This window comes from Kribbella pittospori (assembly GCF_004331465.1).
Lineage (GTDB): Bacteria > Actinomycetota > Actinomycetes > Propionibacteriales > Kribbellaceae > Kribbella > Kribbella pittospori.
Genome location: NZ_SJKB01000012.1, coordinates 104665 through 119511 on the forward strand (window position 1 = coordinate 104665; position 14847 = coordinate 119511).

Consider the following 14847-nt stretch of genomic DNA (forward strand, 5'->3'; position numbering starts at 1 on the left):
GGATGGACGACCTGCTGATCCGGCCGCTGGAGCCGTACGACACGGACGAGGCCGCGCAGGTCTGGTGGCGATCGCGGCACGCGGAGCCCTCGCTGTTGCCGCCGGCGATCCACACCTCGACGCAGGTCGCGGTCTGGTTCGCCGAGGTGTTGCTGCCGGACGCGCAGACCTGGGTGGGGCTCGACGACGGCCGGATCGTCGCGGTCCTGACACTGGACGGTGACGACCTCGACCAGTTGTACGTCGACCCGGACGCGGCCGGTCAGGGCGTCGGGTCGACGCTCGTCGAGCTCGCGAAGGATCTCCGGCCGGGCGGTCTGGCGCTGTGGACCTTCCAGACCAACACCCGGGCGCAGTCGTTCTACGCCCGGCACGGTTTCACCGAAGTACGCCGTACTGACGGCGCGGCGAACGAGGAGCGAGCACCCGACATCCGGATGACCTGGGGTCGTCATCCCGAGGCCCTCACCTAGCCCTCAGTCGGCATTCTCACGGCATCCTTCCGGAACTGGCCGCGGAATCGCGGCACCCGTGGATTAGGGTCGGGCTCGTGAGACGGAGTGTGGATGAGCATCTCGAGGCCGTGCTCGGCAGGGTGACGGCCCTACCGGCGTTCGATCAGCCGCTGATGGAGGCGCTGGGGCTGGTGCTCTGCGAGGACGTCGTCTCGGGGGTGAGCCTGCCCGGATTCGACAACTCAGCGATGGATGGGTACGCCGTTCAGGCTGCCGACCTGGCCGGGGCATCGCAGGACAACCCGATCATGCTGCCGGTGGTCGGTGAGATCAGGGCCGGCCGGAGCGAGCCGATCGTGGTCACGCCGGGGACGTGTGTGCGCATCATGACCGGCGCACCGATGCCGCGGGGTGCGGACAGCGTCGTCCAGGTGGAGTGGACCGACGGCGGGACCGTGAATGTGCGGATCGCGAAGCAGCCGACGCTCGGCATGTCTGTCCGTCGGGCCGGTGAGGACGTGCAGGCGGGCGAGCAGGTTCTGGAGCGCGACACCGTGCTCGGGCCGCGGCAGATCGCCGTATTGGCCGCTGTCGGCCGGGCGCGGGTGAAGGCGCGGCCGCGGCCGCGAGTGGTTGTGGTCTCGACCGGAGCGGAGCTGAAGGAGCCGGGGAGCAGGCTGGGCGAGGGCCAGATCTACGACTCGAACAGCTACACGCTGGCTGCTGCGGCGCGCGAGGCCGGAGCTGTCGTCTACCGCGTCGGCATCGTCGACGACGACCCGAAGAAAATCATGGACACGTTGTCCGACCAGCTGGTTCGCGCCGACCTGGTGATGACCACCGGCGGCGTGAGCATGGGCGCGTACGACATCGTCAAGGAGATTCTCAGCAAGACCGGCACGGTCGATTTCCCGCAGGTCGCGATGCAGCCGGGCAAGCCGCAGGGGTTCGGTGTGCTCGGTGAGGACGAGGTGCCGATCTTCACGCTGCCGGGCAACCCGGTGTCGGCGTACGTGTCGTTCGAGGTGTTCGTCCGGCCGGCGCTGCGCAAGCTGATGGGCCAGATGCCGTACCGGCGGTCCACGGTGCAGGGCGTGTCGCTGGACGCGTTCAGCTCGCCGTCGGGACGGCGGCAGTTCGTCCGCGCCGCGGCCAGGTCGGGCGACCAGGGCTGGATGGCCAGTACAGTCGGCGGGCACGGTTCACACCTGCTCGGTGGGCTGAGCCGTGCGAACGCGCTGATCGTGGTGCCGGAGGACGTGACGTCGGTCCGGGCCGGCGATCAGGTCGAGCTGTTGCTGCTGGACGAGGAGACCGGATGACGGAGGACCCGACGGGGCTGACCCACGTCGACGAGACCGGGGCCGCCCGGATGGTCGACGTCTCGGCCAAGGACGTGGGGAGCCGCCGGGCAGTTGCCAGCGGCAAGGTTCTTGTCTCGGCCGAGGTGGTGACCGCGCTACGCGGTGACGGCGTACCGAAGGGTGACGCACTCGGCGTCGCCCGGATCGCCGGGATCATGGGCGCGAAGCGGACTCCTGACCTGGTTCCGCTCTGCCACCCGATCGCGATCACCGGAGCCAAGGTCGACCTCGAGGTGGTGGACGACGCCGTACTGATCACCGCGGCGGTCAAGACGACCGACCGCACCGGGGTGGAGATGGAGGCGCTGACCGCGGTCGCCGTCGCCGGGCTCGCCGTGATCGACATGGTGAAGGCGATCGACCCGGCCGCCGTTCTGTCCGACGTCCGCGTCGAGCTCAAAGAAGGCGGTAAGACCGGGCACTGGGAGCGGCCGTGAGGGCTCTCGTCATCAGCATCTCGAACCGCGCCGCCGCCGGCGTCTACACCGACACCACGGGTCCGGTCATCGCGGAGCGCCTGGCGGAGTGGGGCTTTGAGGTTTCCGGTCCGCAGATCGTGCCGGACGGTCCGCCGGTCGGTGATGCGCTGCGTGCCGCGGTCGAAGCGTCGTACGACGTGGTGCTGACGACCGGCGGCACCGGAATCTCGCCGACCGACGAGACACCCGAGCAGACCGCCGCTGTGATCGAGAAGGTTGTGCCCGGCATCGCCGAATCGATCCGGGCGTATGGCGTCGCGAACGGCGTACCCACTGCTGCTCTGTCGCGTGGGCTCGCCGGAGTCGCTGGTGCGACGGTCATCGTGAATCTGCCAGGGTCCCGGGGCGGTGTGAAGGACGGACTCGCCGTACTGCAGCCGCTGCTGCGGCACGCCGTCGACCAGGTGCACGGCGGCGACCATGTCAGGACGGACACCGACTGATGGCGATCGTGCACTGGCCTGTGGAGCTCCAGCACGGGCAGGTCGCGCTCCGTCCGTTGCGCGCAGGCGATGGCGGCGAGTGGGCGGCCGCACGCCAGCGCAACGTCAGCTGGCTACGCCCGTGGGACGCCACCCAACCGCCTGGTGCGGAGGACGGTGCGCGGACGTTCCGGGCGATGGCGCGCGACTGGAACCGGCAAGCGCGGTACGGGCGGATGCTCCCGTTCGTCATCACGTACGGCGGCGCCGCGGGCGTCGGACCGCGGTCGAAGTGGCCGCTGGTCGGGCAGTTGACCGTCTCCGGGATCACCTACGGCTCGGCGCGCTGGGCGAACCTCGGCTACTGGGTCGACGAGCAGTACGCCGGCCGCGGCATCGTGCCGACCGCCGTCGCGCTCGCCGCCGACCACTGCTGGTTCACCCTCGGGCTGCACCGCATCGAAGTGGCGATCCGCCCCGAGAACAAGGCAAGTCTGCGCGTCGTGGAGAAGCTCGGCTTCCGGTACGAAGGGGAGCGGCCGCGGTTCCTGCACATCGACGGGGACTGGCGCGACCACCGCATCTTCGCGTTGAACATCGAGGAAGTCGGGCCCGGTCTCGTATCGCGTTTGCCCTGACTACGCTGCGTACTATTCACATCAGTCACACGAGTCTTCTTGCGACACACCGTCTCACGTACCTCATCTGGCCCCCCGTGCACCTTAGCGTCGTCGCATGGGGACGACAGGGCTGATCTATGTGGCGATCGTCGCCGCGTGGGCCGCTTACCTCGTCCCCATGATCCTCAAGCGCGGCGACGAGGCGCGGCGCCGCCCGGTGTCGTCGTCCGCCGATGCACGCGTGCTCTCGCGAGACCCGTCCCGGCCGCGGTACGTCGTACGTCCCGCAGGTGCCGTGGACGACAAGGGATCGGCTTCGGCCGAGGACCTGCCGCCACCGACGCGGTACGTCCCGAACCGAGCCCGCCGGGTGGCCGCCATGCGCCGCCGGCGGGTGCTGTCGATCCTGACCCTTTCGCTGTTGTCGGTCACCGCGCTGGCGGGTCTGCAAATGCTGCTGTGGTGGACCGTCGCGATCCCGGGTGCGCTGATCGTCGGGTTCGTCGTACTCACCCGGATCCAGCTGCGGCGGCAGGCGCGGTCGCGGGCCCGACTGGCCGAGAAGCGGCGGGCACGGGCCCAGGCGCGGCACGACCGTGGGCCGGCCGGGAAGCCGGCGCCCACTCCGTCTCCCGACCAGGAGCCGACGATCGAGGTCAAGCTGCCCGAGCCGCCGGTCGAGAAGCCCGCACCGGCCGAAGGTCTGTGGGATCCGGTGCCGGTGACGCTGCCGACGTACGTCATGAAGGAGAAGGCGCCGGACCGCACCGTCCGCACCATCTCCCTGTCCGACGACGAGGTCTTCTCCTCCGCCCGCACCACCGACCCGGCCGACAAGCCCGCCCTCCCCGAGCCCGTCGAGAAGCCCCTCGAACCCGAGGTCAAGCGCGCGGTCGGAGACTGAAACCCACTCGACAACCTCGGTTTTAACCCGCGACCATAGGCGTGTTAGAGTTTCGCGGTCGCCAGGAAACCGGCGACCAACTCGGGGCTGTGGCGCAGTTGGTAGCGCGCTTCGTTCGCAACGAAGAGGCCAGGGGTTCGAATCCCCTCAGCTCCACGAAGTCGATGGGCGAGGTGTGCGGCGCTTACAGCGCTCGCCGCCTCGCCTTCGTCATTTGTGCGGCAGCGCTCCGCCCGCCGCAAGCGGGGGCTCCGCCACCCGCACCCCGCACGCCTTCGCTCCGCTCGGCTCCGTGGTTGATCGCCGCGGTTCAGGGGGCGTCAACTGTCCGACCTCCACGCAGCCGCTATGCGGGCTCCTACGTTGCGTGCACGCCGGCTGCTGTAGCTGGGGTAGGGACATCAGTGAGGCGTCACGGGTCAAGGGGCGAATTGTCGTGGGTGGTGAAGCCAAGGTCTGCGACGGAAGGTGGACCCTCGGTATCCCAGACTCTGGCGTAGGCCCCTGCAACGAGTGGCCAGATCTGTTGGAGGCCGTCTTCGACCGACTCGATCTCATCGGCCAAGTCTCCGGACACGACGAACTCGTGGGGGATGACGCGACCGGCCGCATCTTTCCGCTCCAACGGATCGGGAAAGCGCAGCGCGACCTGCCCGGCGGCACGGCGCCACGTCGTCGGCTCGTCCTTGAGATCCGCGAAGCTGCGTTCGTAGTCGAGAAGTGGGTCGGACCGCCCTCCATTGAGGAGGAACCGGAACCCCCAGAAGCGCCCTCGAGTAGCCCAGATGAGGCTCCCGGGTAGGTCCTGAACGCTCACTTGAGGCTCCTGATGAGCAGCTTGTCCTTGACGCCTTGGTCGAGGTCCAACTTGAACTGAGTGAGCGTTGCGGTCAGGAAGTCGTGGTGCTCCCGGGCCTGGGCATTGATCTGCCTGAGTTGCGCCCCGGCGATCTTGGCGGCCGCAGTCAGGGCAGGGAGCGCGGCCATGCTCGCGAGGGGGCCGACCTTCGGCAGCTTCGCCACCAGCTTGTCGACGCCAAAGGACTTGCCGCCCACCAGGACCGCAGCCAGGGTCTCCGCGCCGTCCGCCAGGGTGTCCAGCACCTTCCTCGGGATCTCCATCCGCTCGTTCCACTGAACCCGGCGCTCCAGGGGAAGCATCGAAGCCACCGGCAGGATGAGGTCAAGCCCGACCCGTTGGGTCACGTCGATCTCCACCGGCTCCGCACCAGCCGCGGAGAGTTCGAACTTGGCCGAGGAGAGCAGCATGAAGTCCTCGCCCACCGACAGCGCGTCAGGCGTGTCCACGAGGTCCTTGAGTGTCGAGCGCAGGTCGTCGATGTGATCGGCGGCCTTCTCGATGACGAGGTCGCGGAAGGAGTAGATGTCCCAGTCCGGAAAGAGATCCGCCTTCGAGAGTGCCATGATCCAGATGCGCGGGAACTCCACCAGGCGGTCCTCGTCGGCCAGCAGGTCGTCCTTGAGTCGCAGCAGGCCTTGGCGGAAGTTCGTCAGGAGCGACTTGAGGTACCGCTCTTCTTCGCCCGGGTAGTCCAGTAACTTCTGGCCGTCCACCAGCAAGAGCGCGACATCGGAACCCAGCAGTGACCGGAACGTGTCGACACGGCGATTGGCCTCTTCCTCGCTGCTCGGCGACTCCTCGAACCAATCCCCCGGATAGTCGTGCCATGCGAGTCGCAGGGTGTCGAAGGGTCGCGTCCTCGCTTCGGCGTTGTCACCGCCCTTGAGCTTCACCGAGAAGTAGTAGGTCGTGGCCGCGAACCGGGTCGCCAACGGCGCCCTCCCGCGGTCTCTCATGCCGAGGTAGTTCCGGTAGAGCCGGTTGCCCTGCCCGGTGTCGTCTGCGACGAGGTCCCAGAGGTCGTTCGAATATGAACCCTCCTGAGTCGGGCCGAAGAACGATGAAACAAGCACCGTCTTCCCGGAGCCGCTCTCTCCGAAAACGGCGATGTGCTGCTCGCGGATCCTGGGGTATTTCGCCATGGCGCGAAGGTACCTCACCCCTTCGCCCACACCCGGATCTGGAAGGCCCGTCGGCCCGCGGGGTGTTGAGGGTGGTGACGGTTAGCCGCGTGGGGTCGTGTGTGCATCGACGTGGTGGAAATGCCGCGCGTGAGGTGCGGGTGGCGTTTAGGGTCTGGGGATGGTTGATGGGTGTGCTACGCATGGGTCGTTGGCGGGGGATCTTCGGGGATTGGGGGTTCGGGCCGGCGGGGTGGTGTTGATGCATTCGTCTTTGCGGAGTTTGGGGTTTGTGGCTGGGGGGCCTCAGGCCGTGGTGGAGGCGTTGGTGGAGGTGCTGGGGCCGGAGGGGACGCTGGTGGTGCCTACGCATACGCCGGACAACACGGATCCGGCGCATTGGGTTAATCCGCCGGTGCCGGAGGCATGGTGGTCGGTGATTCGGGAGGAGGCGCCGGGGTTTGATCCGGCGTTGACGCCGGCTGGGCGTGCGTTGGGGCGGTTGGCGGAGTTGGTGCGTACCTGGCCGGGGGCGCGGCGGAGTAGTCATCCGCAGGTTTCGTTTGCTGCGTTGGGGGCGCGGGCTGATGAAGTCGTCGAGGGGCATCGGCTTGATGATGGGCTGGGGGAGTCTTCGCCGTTGGGCGCGGTGTATCGGTTGGATGGATCGGTGCTCTTGCTCGGGTGTGGGCATGAGCGCAACACGTCCATGCACTTGTCCGAATGGCGCAGTCCGAAAGCGCCTCGGCACGTCGTCGGATCAGCGATCAAGCTGGCGGACGGGACTGCTGTGTGGCGGGAGTGGGAGGACGTCGACGAGGACGAGGGTGACTTCGGTCAGATCGGGGCAGCGTTCGAGGCCGCCGGCGGAGCACGGGTTGGCAAGGTTGGAGCGGCTACGGCACGGCTGATGTCGCAGCGAGCAGTCGTCGACTTCGCGACGGACTGGATGGCCGAGCACCGCGCCTGATTATCCTGGCGCCTGGACCGTTTGGCCGATGGGGACGCTGTTCAGGGCGTAGCCGTACGCGGCGTCGCCGACTCGGGGCATCTTGTTGTTGTCGAGGAGGTACAGGATGTCCTCGCCGACAGGCCAGTAGCGCCGGAGGTGCTCGGGAGCACCCGTGTCGAGTTGGTAGACGGTGGCGCGTGGGTCCAGTCCGGTGCCGCGGGCGACGGTCCAGGTTCCTTCGTGGGTCTCGCGGTCGTTGCCTACGCCGACCCGGAGTACGGAGATGAGGTACGTCGACGGTGCGCCCGCGGCGTCGCGGTACAGGACAACGCCCAGCTTCACCCGTTGGCACTCGGCCACAGGCGGTTCGTCTATCGCGCACGGGACGTGGTTCTCGAAGTCTGCGACGGCCGGATCGCCGCTCTGGTTGGTCAACGGATACCACGGGCCGAAGGTCTGCGGCGCTTCAGGTCCACGACTGACCAGCGCGATCACCACGGCTACGACAGCAGCGAGTGCGACCGCGCCGACGCCGATCGACACCCTCGGATGCTTCCAAAGCAGCCCACCCACAGGCATGCATTCACTGTACCGACGTCAAGACGTCAGTCGTGGGTCGTTCGTACGGCGCATGAGGAGGGACTGGCCTACTTCGGTGGTGAAGCCCCAGCGGCGGTAGAAGGGGATGAGGTCCGGTTGGCAGACCAGCTCGAGGCTGCGGACGGTTTGCAATCGGGGGTGGTTGACGATGGCGTTCATCAGGGTGGTGCCGTGGCCGGCGGTGCGGTGATGCGGAGAAACGACCACGTCGAGGATCAGGGCGATGTGGGTGTAGTCGGTGAGGACCCGGGCGAAGCCGGTCAGACGGGGATCGGCGAGGGCGAAGACGATGTCGGACTCGCGCAGGATGCATTCGGTGTCCGGCAGGGTCCGGTCCGACATCCACCAGGCGGAGTGGAAGAGGGTCAGCAGCTCGGGCAGGCGGTCGGGCTCGACCTTGTGCAGTACGTCGACCATCGTCTCATTCTGCGACAGCAACTAATCTTGACTCATTCCAGAAAAGGCGCAAGACTGCTCAACGTGCCGACGACCGACGAGCTCCAGCAACTGTTGCGGGGTGTCTCGTTGCGGGTGACCCGGCCGCGGGTGGCGGTGCTGACCGCGGTGTACGCGCATCCGCACTCCGACACGGACTCGATCATAGGGGCCGTGCGCAACGAACTGCCCGAGGTGTCGCACCAGGCGGTGTACGACTCGCTGCACACGTTGACGGCGGCGGGCCTGGTACGGCGGATCCAGCCGCTCGGGTCGGTCGCGCGGTACGAGTCGCGGGTAGGGGACAACCACCACCATGCCGTCTGCCGGTCGTGCGGGGCGATCGCCGACGTCGACTGTGCGGTCGGGCATGCGCCGTGCCTGACCGCGGCCGATGATCGCGGGTTCGTCATCGACGAGGCCGAGGTCATCTACTGGGGCCTGTGCGCCGACTGCTCGTCCATACGCAGTACCTGACTTCCTGTTGAAAACGTCCAGTCCTGGAAGGAATCCGATGTCCGAGAACCACGAGCCACTGCCCGGCGAGGCCACCGAGGAGAGCCGCGGCGCCGAGACCGCGGGCGGCTGCCCGGTCGCGCACGGCCAGGGCACGCACCCGACCCGGGGCAACGCCAACCGCGGTTGGTGGCCGAACCAGCTGAACCTGAAGATCCTGGCCAAGAACCCGGCGGTGGCCAACCCGCTGGGCGAGGAGTTCGACTACGCCGCGGCGTTCAAGACCCTGGACCTGGCCGCGGTGAAGTCGGACATCGCCGAGGTGCTGACGACCTCGCAGGACTGGTGGCCGGCCGACTTCGGGAACTACGGCCCGTTCATGATCCGGATGGCCTGGCACAGCGCCGGCACGTACCGGATCAGCGACGGCCGCGGTGGCGCCGGCGCCGGTCAGCAGCGGTTCGCGCCGCTGAACAGCTGGCCGGACAACGGCAACCTGGACAAGGCCCGCCGGCTGCTCTGGCCGGTGAAGAAGAAGTACGGCCAGAGCCTGTCCTGGGCCGACCTGATGATCCTGACCGGGAACGTCGCGCTGGAGACGATGGGCTTCAAGACCTTCGGGTACGCCGGTGGCCGCCCGGACGTCTGGGAGCCGGAGGACGACGTCTACTGGGGTCCGGAGACGACCTGGCTGGGCGACGAGCGCTACAGCGGTGACCGCGACCTGGAGAAGCCGCTCGGTGCGGTCCAGATGGGTCTCATCTACGTGAACCCGGAAGGCCCGAACGGCAACCCGGACCCGATCGCCGCGGCCCGCGACATCCGCGAGACCTTCGGCCGGATGGCGATGAACGACGAGGAGACCGTCGCGCTGATCGCCGGCGGCCACACGTTCGGCAAGACCCACGGCGCCGGCCCGGCCGAGAACGTCGGCGCGGAGCCCGAGGGCGCACCGATCGAGCAGCTGGGCCTGGGCTGGAAGAGCACCTACGGCACCGGCAAGGGCGCGGACGCGATCACCAGCGGCCTCGAGGTCACCTGGACCACGAAGCCGACCCAGTGGAGCAACGACTTCTTCGAGATCCTGTTCCGCTACGAGTGGGAGCTGACCGCGAGCCCGGCCGGCGCGCATCAGTGGGTGGCGAAGGACTCCGAGGAGATCATCCCGGACGCGTACGACGCGTCGAAGAAGATCAGGCCGACGATGCTGACGACCGACCTGTCGCTGCGCTTCGATCCGACCTACGAGCCGATCTCGCGTCGCTTCAAGGACAACCCGGAGGAGTTCGCGGACGCGTTCGCGCGCGCCTGGTTCAAGCTGACCCACCGCGACATGGGCCCGATCGCGCGGTACCTCGGCCCCGAGGTTCCGACCGAGACACTGATCTGGCAGGACCCGGTCCCGGCCGTCGACCACGAGCTCGTCGGTGCGGACGACATCACCGCGCTGAAGGCGCAGATCGCGGCCTCCGGGCTGTCGGTCGGCCAGCTGGTCTCGACCGCGTGGGCGTCGGCGTCGACGTACCGCGGCAGTGACAAGCGGGGTGGCGCCAACGGTGCCCGCATCCGCCTGCAGCCGCAGAGCGGCTGGGAGGTCAACAACCCCGACCAGCTCGCGCAGGTACTGCGGACGCTCGAGGGCATCCAGGAGAGCTTCAACTCCGCGCAGACCGGCGGCAAGAAGATCTCGCTGGCCGACCTGATCGTGCTCGCCGGTGGCGTGGGTGTCGAGGTGGCAGCGAAGAATGCGGGCCACGACGTCGCCGTACCGTTCACTCCGGGCCGCACGGACGCGTCGCTGGAGCAGACGGATGTCGACTCGTTCGCCGCGCTCGAGCCGGCCGCGGACGGCTTCCGCAACTACTACGGCAAGGGCAACCGGCTCCCGGCCGAGTACCTGCTGCTGGACAAGGCGAACCTGCTCACCCTGAGCGCGCCCGAGCTGACTGTCCTGGTCGGCGGACTGCGCGTCCTCGGGGCGAACTACAACGGTTCGTCGTACGGCGTACTCACCGAGACTCCTGGTGTGCTGACCAACGACTTCTTCGCGAACCTGCTCGACCTGGGCACGGAGTGGAAGCCGGTCGACGACAGCCAGGAGACCTTCGAGGCCACCGTCAACGGCGAGACCAAGTGGACCGGGACCCGGGCCGACCTGGTCTTCGGCTCGAACTCCGAGCTCCGGGCGGTCGCCGAGGTCTACGCCAGCGACGACGCCAAGGCGAAGTTCGTCCAGGACTTCGTCGCCGCCTGGGCCAAGGTGATGGACCTGGACCGCTTCGACGTCGCCTGATCCGCAACTGAACGACAAGACCGGCTCCCACCGCGACGATGGGAGCCGGTCTTCTGCTGTCCAGCCGGGAAGAGCTGCCTTGTGAGGGGTGTGGGGGCGTGTCAGGCTGGCGGGGTTGTTGTCGGGCGGAAGGGGTCTGTCATGCGGTTTCATCATGATCGGGAGCCTGCGGGGGACCTGACGTTCAGTGACGTGTTCCTGGTGCCGAACCGGTCCAGAGTCACGTCCCGGCTGGATGTCGACCTGTCCACGAGTGACGGCAGCGGTACGTCGATTCCCGTCGTCGCGGCGAACATGACGGCGGTGTCGGGGCGGCGGATGGCGGAGACGATCGCGCGCTGTGGCGGGCTGGCCGTGATTCCGCAGGACATCCCGGTCGACGTCGTCGCCGAGGTGGTTGCCTGGATCAAGGAACGGCACACCGTGCACGACACCGCGCTGGTGCTGCCGCCGACCGGGACCGTGGGCGAGGCGCTCAACCTGTTGCCCAAGCGCGGTCATGGTGCGGTGATCGTGGTCGACGACGGCCGTCCGGTCGGCGTGGTGACCGAGGCCGACTGCGCCGGCGTGGACCGGTTCAGCCAGCTCGACGGGATCATGTCGCGGGAGCTGCTGACCCTGCCGGCCGGCACCGATGCGGAGGCCGCCTTCGATCAGCTGCACGACGGCCGGCACCGGCTCGCGCCTGTCGTCGATGCGAACGGCAACATCGTCGGCATCCTCACCCGCCAGCGCGCGCTCCGCGCCACCCTCTACCAGCCGGCTGTCGACGCGAACGGGAAGCTCCGGGTGGCGGCGGCCATCGGGATCAACGGCGACGCCGAGCAGAAGGCGAAAGCCCTGCTCGACGTCGGGATCGACGTGCTGGTCATCGATACCGCGCATGGTCACCAGGAGCGGATGCTCGAGGTCCTCGAGCAGGTGCGCGCCCTCGGTCCCGACGTACCGATCGTCGCCGGGAACGTTGTCACCGCAGAGGGTGTCAGCGATCTCGTCGCGGCCGGCGCGGACATCGTGAAGGTCGGCGTCGGACCGGGTGCGATGTGTACCACGCGCATGCAGACGGCGGTCGGTCGTCCGCAGTTCTCCGCCGTACTCGAGTGCTCCGAAAGGGCCCGTGAGCTCGGCAAGCACGTCTGGGCGGACGGCGGCGTACGGCATCCGCGCGATGTCGCGCTGGCGCTGGCCGCGGGTGCCTCGAGCGTGATGATCGGCTCCTGGTTCGCCGGGACGTACGAATCGCCCGGCGATCCGCACCGGGACAGCGACGGCCGGATCTACAAGGAGAGCTTCGGGATGGCGTCGGCTCGCGCGGTCCGCTCCCGGACCGCCGACGACACGCCGTTCCAACGGGCTCGCAAGGGCTTCTTCGGCGAGGGCATCTCGACCGCGCGGATGTACCTGGACCCGGAGCGGCCGAGCGTGGAGGACCTGCTCGACTCGATCGTGTCCGGCATCCGCAGTTCCTGCACGTACGTCGGCGCCGCGAACCTGGCTGAGTTCCACGAGCGCGCGGTCGTCGGTCTGCAGACGGCGGCCGGGTACGCCGAGGGCAAGCCCCTCGACACCAGTTGGTGACCGACGCACCGAATCCCGTCTCCCTGGCCGACGGAACGGTGGATACTCGGTGACCTGACGTCAATGCGATGTCCTGGGGTGAGTTGCAGATGCCAGTCGACGGGGAGGACAGGTCGCCGGGGGTCCTGCGGGTGGACGCGGAGACGGCGATCATCCTGCGGGAGGCGTACCACAAGATCGAGTCGCTCTACCGGGCGTCGCACTACGGCCTGTTCGACTACGTCCGCGCGGTGGCCGGGAAGATCACCACGGTCGACACCTTCTACGTGGGCTTCCTGCACGGATCCAACCGGGTCCGGTACCCGTACGGCTACGACAGCGGACAGTACGACGATCCCGCCAGCCACATCTACGGCCCGAACGGGCAGACCGCCTGGCTGCTGCGCCAGCGTCAGACCTACCGGTTCGCCTACGACAACGGCGCCGCACTACAGGCTGGTGTGCCGGCCGGCGACGTGACCAAGCGGTCTGAGGATGCGGTGACCGTGCCGATGTTCCGGCCGGGCCGCGCCGGTGGACCGGACGAGCTGTTCGGCATGATGTCGATGCACAGCTATCGCCCGAACAGCTACGACGACAACGCCGTACGGGCGTTCGAATGGCTCGCTGGAATGACTGCCCGCGTGCTCACCCGGGAGGCGGAGGACCGGGAGGCGCTGCGGCTGCTTCCGGCCGGGGCCGAGTCCCCGAATGTGCTCACGTCGGACTCGGTGATGGAGTACCTGTCGAACCGGATCGCGATCCTGAGAGCGCTTGCGCACGAGGCGATGGCGTCGACCGACGTGGCCGATCCGGCCCGGGACTCGCTCGGAAAGCTGATCAAGGAGGCCGAGCAGACGCAGTCCGAGCTGATCGAGATGATGCTCGACGCGGACGACGGACCCGAGCAGCGGTTCGGGCTGCTGACGCCGACCCAGCAGAGTGTTGCGCTGCTCCTCGCCGACGACCCTGGCAACACCCGGATCGCGACCGAACTGGGCATCTCCGTCAACACGGTCAAGTCCCACCTCAGAACGATCCTGAGCAAGTACGAGCTGGCGAGCCGCGCCGAGGTGGCCGCCGACGTACGCCGCTATTTGGCCCGCTGACCAGGCAGGACCGCAAGTTTCTGACCGCGGCCCAGGACTCGTAAACGACTACATCATCCCCGGGATGAGATTGAGGGCACAACAACCTCATGCCGTGGGCGATAGGCAGGTCCTGACACGAAATGGCACGGTGTAGTCAACGGGGGGAGGGAGAGGACGCCAGAAGAACTGCCGGGGGGTCGCCGATCTCAGAGGGGGCTGTGGGATCGGCAACGCGGGGGCTCACAGGAATTGGCGTCCTGATCTGGTCGCGGGTGGTGAGGAGAGTTCGGCCGAGGCTTGGGAGGGCGACTCGGGAACTCGGACCCCACCACCCGCGACTTCTCTGTGTAATCGGCGTGCGCGGTCTTGCGCGCGGTGAGAGAGTCGGGGCGTGCCGAGCACCGCGCCAACGGAACCCAGGGCCGTCGAGATCGCGTGTGACGAGTCCGGGTACGAGGGCGAGAAACTCGTCGGTGGCGTGACCGACGTGTTCGCGCACGCGAGCGTGCGGCTGGACGAGCAGACCGCGGCGGCGTGTGTCGCCGAACTCCGGGCCCGGATCAAGTCGCCGGCGACCATGTACAAGGCCGGCCACCTGCTCCGGTCGAAGCATCGCGCGGTCCTGCTGTGGTTCCTCGGACCGGACGGCCCGCTGGAGGGCAACGCGCACGTGTTCCTGGTCGACAAGACCTACTTCCTCGTCTCCGGGCTGGTCGACTTCCTCGGCGCCCGATCCGAGACGATCCGGTTCCTGTACGACGCCGGCCGTCGTACCGAGGAGGCGCGGGGCTTCCTGGAAGCGGCCAACGACTTCGTCCGGGCCGCCGACGAGTCGCCGATCCCCCGGCTGGACCCGTTGATGCCGGCGATCGTCCGGGCGGTCGAGTTCTGGACCGACGGCGGGCAGGCGGTCGCGATCGCGCACGATCGGCAGACCACGTTGTCGGCCGAGCGGGTCGGCCGGTTGCAGGAGTCGACCGAGGGATTCGTCGCGCTGGAGCAGGTCGACTCGTTCAGCGACCATCGCATCCAGATCGCCGACTTCCTGGCCGGGATCACCCGCAAGATGGCCTCCGACCAGTTGCGGGGCGCCGACGACGCTGAGGTGAGTGCCCTGCTGACGCCGTACCTGGACAAGGCGTCGGTCTGGCCCGCCTGGGTCCGCCTGGCGGACTAGCACCTGGCAATATCCCGGCGGCGGCGTCATAGTCGAGTGATCGATTGAAGGGTCGACAT

The 14847-nt window shown here is 68.1% G+C and carries 16 protein-coding genes and 1 tRNA gene; 13 read left to right on the forward strand and 4 right to left on the reverse strand.

All coding sequences use genetic code 11. The annotated features are described in order from the left end of the window. Window positions 1–2: 2 nt before the first annotated feature. The 7 genes from E0H73_RS32670 (at window position 3) to E0H73_RS32700 (ending at window position 4400) form a co-directional block, all read left to right on the forward strand. Entirely contained in the window at window positions 3–473 is a 471-nt protein-coding gene (locus E0H73_RS32670; protein ID WP_131362864.1) for a GNAT family N-acetyltransferase, read from the forward strand. 77 nt (window positions 474–550) lie between these two features. Further along, entirely contained in the window at window positions 551–1777 is a 1227-nt protein-coding gene (glp, locus tag E0H73_RS32675; RefSeq protein WP_131362866.1) for a molybdotransferase-like divisome protein Glp, read from the forward strand. Further along, window positions 1774–2256, forward strand: coding sequence for a cyclic pyranopterin monophosphate synthase MoaC (moaC, locus tag E0H73_RS32680; RefSeq protein ID WP_131362868.1), 483 nt, complete (start codon window positions 1774–1776; stop codon window positions 2254–2256). The genes glp and moaC overlap by 4 nt, the downstream gene beginning before the upstream one ends. Continuing rightward, window positions 2253–2741, forward strand: coding sequence for a MogA/MoaB family molybdenum cofactor biosynthesis protein (locus tag E0H73_RS32685; protein ID WP_131362870.1), 489 nt, complete (start codon window positions 2253–2255; stop codon window positions 2739–2741). Before moaC ends, E0H73_RS32685 begins: the two co-directional genes overlap by 4 nt. Then, on the forward strand, window positions 2741–3358 hold the full coding sequence (locus tag E0H73_RS32690; protein ID WP_131362872.1) for a GNAT family N-acetyltransferase: 618 nt from the start codon (window positions 2741–2743) through the stop codon (window positions 3356–3358). Before E0H73_RS32685 ends, E0H73_RS32690 begins: the two co-directional genes overlap by 1 nt. A gap of 97 nt (window positions 3359–3455) precedes the next feature. Beyond that, entirely contained in the window at window positions 3456–4244 is a 789-nt protein-coding gene (sepX, locus tag E0H73_RS32695) for a divisome protein SepX/GlpR (protein WP_131362874.1), read from the forward strand. Between the two features lie 83 nt (window positions 4245–4327). Beyond that, window positions 4328–4400: transfer RNA gene (locus E0H73_RS32700), tRNA-Ala, on the forward strand. Between the two features lie 256 nt (window positions 4401–4656). On the opposite strand, the gene E0H73_RS32705 is transcribed toward E0H73_RS32700, so the two are convergent. Both E0H73_RS32705 and E0H73_RS32710 read right to left on the reverse strand, forming a co-directional pair. Next, window positions 4657–5061, reverse strand: a complete 405-nt coding sequence (locus E0H73_RS32705) for a hypothetical protein (protein WP_131362876.1) — start codon at window positions 5059–5061, stop codon at window positions 4657–4659. After that, window positions 5058–6248 (reverse strand): ATP/GTP-binding protein, encoded by a 1191-nt coding sequence (locus tag E0H73_RS32710; protein WP_131362877.1) that lies wholly within the window; start codon window positions 6246–6248, stop codon window positions 5058–5060. Before E0H73_RS32710 ends, E0H73_RS32705 begins: the two co-directional genes overlap by 4 nt. Window positions 6249–6489: 241 nt before the next feature. Here E0H73_RS32710 and E0H73_RS32715 point away from each other — a divergent pair, with 241 nt between their 5' ends. Beyond that, entirely contained in the window at window positions 6490–7197 is a 708-nt protein-coding gene (locus E0H73_RS32715) for an AAC(3) family N-acetyltransferase (protein WP_238164418.1), read from the forward strand. Here E0H73_RS32715 and E0H73_RS32720 read toward each other — a convergent pair whose 3' ends face one another. Both E0H73_RS32720 and E0H73_RS47485 read right to left on the reverse strand, forming a co-directional pair. Then, window positions 7198–7758: a hypothetical protein gene (locus tag E0H73_RS32720; protein ID WP_131362881.1), complete on the reverse strand. Its 561-nt coding sequence runs from the start codon at window positions 7756–7758 to the stop codon at window positions 7198–7200. Between the two features lie 18 nt (window positions 7759–7776). Beyond that, entirely contained in the window at window positions 7777–8196 is a 420-nt protein-coding gene (locus E0H73_RS47485; RefSeq protein ID WP_165555910.1) for a GNAT family N-acetyltransferase, read from the reverse strand. 63 nt (window positions 8197–8259) lie between these two features. On the opposite strand from E0H73_RS47485, the gene E0H73_RS47490 reads away from it, so the two are divergent. The 5 genes from E0H73_RS47490 (at window position 8260) to E0H73_RS32750 (ending at window position 14788) form a co-directional block, all read left to right on the forward strand. Next, window positions 8260–8691, forward strand: coding sequence for a Fur family transcriptional regulator (locus E0H73_RS47490; protein ID WP_131362884.1), 432 nt, complete (start codon window positions 8260–8262; stop codon window positions 8689–8691). A 37-nt stretch (window positions 8692–8728) separates the two neighbouring features. After that, a complete protein-coding gene (katG, locus tag E0H73_RS32735; protein ID WP_131362886.1) occupies window positions 8729–10963 on the forward strand; it encodes a catalase/peroxidase HPI in 2235 nt (744 codons plus the stop codon). A 141-nt stretch (window positions 10964–11104) separates the two neighbouring features. After that, window positions 11105–12541: a GuaB1 family IMP dehydrogenase-related protein gene (locus E0H73_RS32740; protein ID WP_131362888.1), complete on the forward strand. Its 1437-nt coding sequence runs from the start codon at window positions 11105–11107 to the stop codon at window positions 12539–12541. Between the two features lie 89 nt (window positions 12542–12630). After that, window positions 12631–13629 (forward strand): LuxR C-terminal-related transcriptional regulator, encoded by a 999-nt coding sequence (locus E0H73_RS32745; protein WP_131362889.1) that lies wholly within the window; start codon window positions 12631–12633, stop codon window positions 13627–13629. 373 nt (window positions 13630–14002) lie between these two features. Next, window positions 14003–14788: an NAD-dependent protein deacetylase of SIR2 family gene (locus E0H73_RS32750; RefSeq protein ID WP_131362891.1), complete on the forward strand. Its 786-nt coding sequence runs from the start codon at window positions 14003–14005 to the stop codon at window positions 14786–14788. Window positions 14789–14847 lie beyond the last annotated feature (59 nt).

Excerpts from the sequence above, each read along its gene's own strand:
- E0H73_RS32740 (WP_131362888.1), top strand. The coding sequence starts at position 11,105 with ATGCGGTTTCATCATGATCGGGAGCCTGCGGGGGACCTGACGTTCAGT.
- sepX (WP_131362874.1), top strand. The coding sequence starts at position 3,456 with ATGGGGACGACAGGGCTGATCTATGTGGCGATCGTCGCCGCGTGGGCC.
- moaC (WP_131362868.1), top strand. The coding sequence starts at position 1,774 with ATGACGGAGGACCCGACGGGGCTGACCCACGTCGACGAGACCGGGGCC.
- E0H73_RS32720 (WP_131362881.1), bottom strand. The coding sequence starts at position 7,758 with ATGCCTGTGGGTGGGCTGCTTTGGAAGCATCCGAGGGTGTCGATCGGC.
- E0H73_RS47485 (WP_165555910.1), bottom strand. The coding sequence starts at position 8,196 with ATGGTCGACGTACTGCACAAGGTCGAGCCCGACCGCCTGCCCGAGCTG.
- E0H73_RS32710 (WP_131362877.1), bottom strand. The coding sequence starts at position 6,248 with ATGGCGAAATACCCCAGGATCCGCGAGCAGCACATCGCCGTTTTCGGA.
- katG (WP_131362886.1), top strand. The coding sequence starts at position 8,729 with ATGTCCGAGAACCACGAGCCACTGCCCGGCGAGGCCACCGAGGAGAGC.
- E0H73_RS32715 (WP_238164418.1), top strand. The coding sequence starts at position 6,490 with ATGCATTCGTCTTTGCGGAGTTTGGGGTTTGTGGCTGGGGGGCCTCAG.
- E0H73_RS32745 (WP_131362889.1), top strand. The coding sequence starts at position 12,631 with ATGCCAGTCGACGGGGAGGACAGGTCGCCGGGGGTCCTGCGGGTGGAC.
- E0H73_RS32670 (WP_131362864.1), top strand. The coding sequence starts at position 3 with ATGGACGACCTGCTGATCCGGCCGCTGGAGCCGTACGACACGGACGAG.
- E0H73_RS32690 (WP_131362872.1), top strand. The coding sequence starts at position 2,741 with ATGGCGATCGTGCACTGGCCTGTGGAGCTCCAGCACGGGCAGGTCGCG.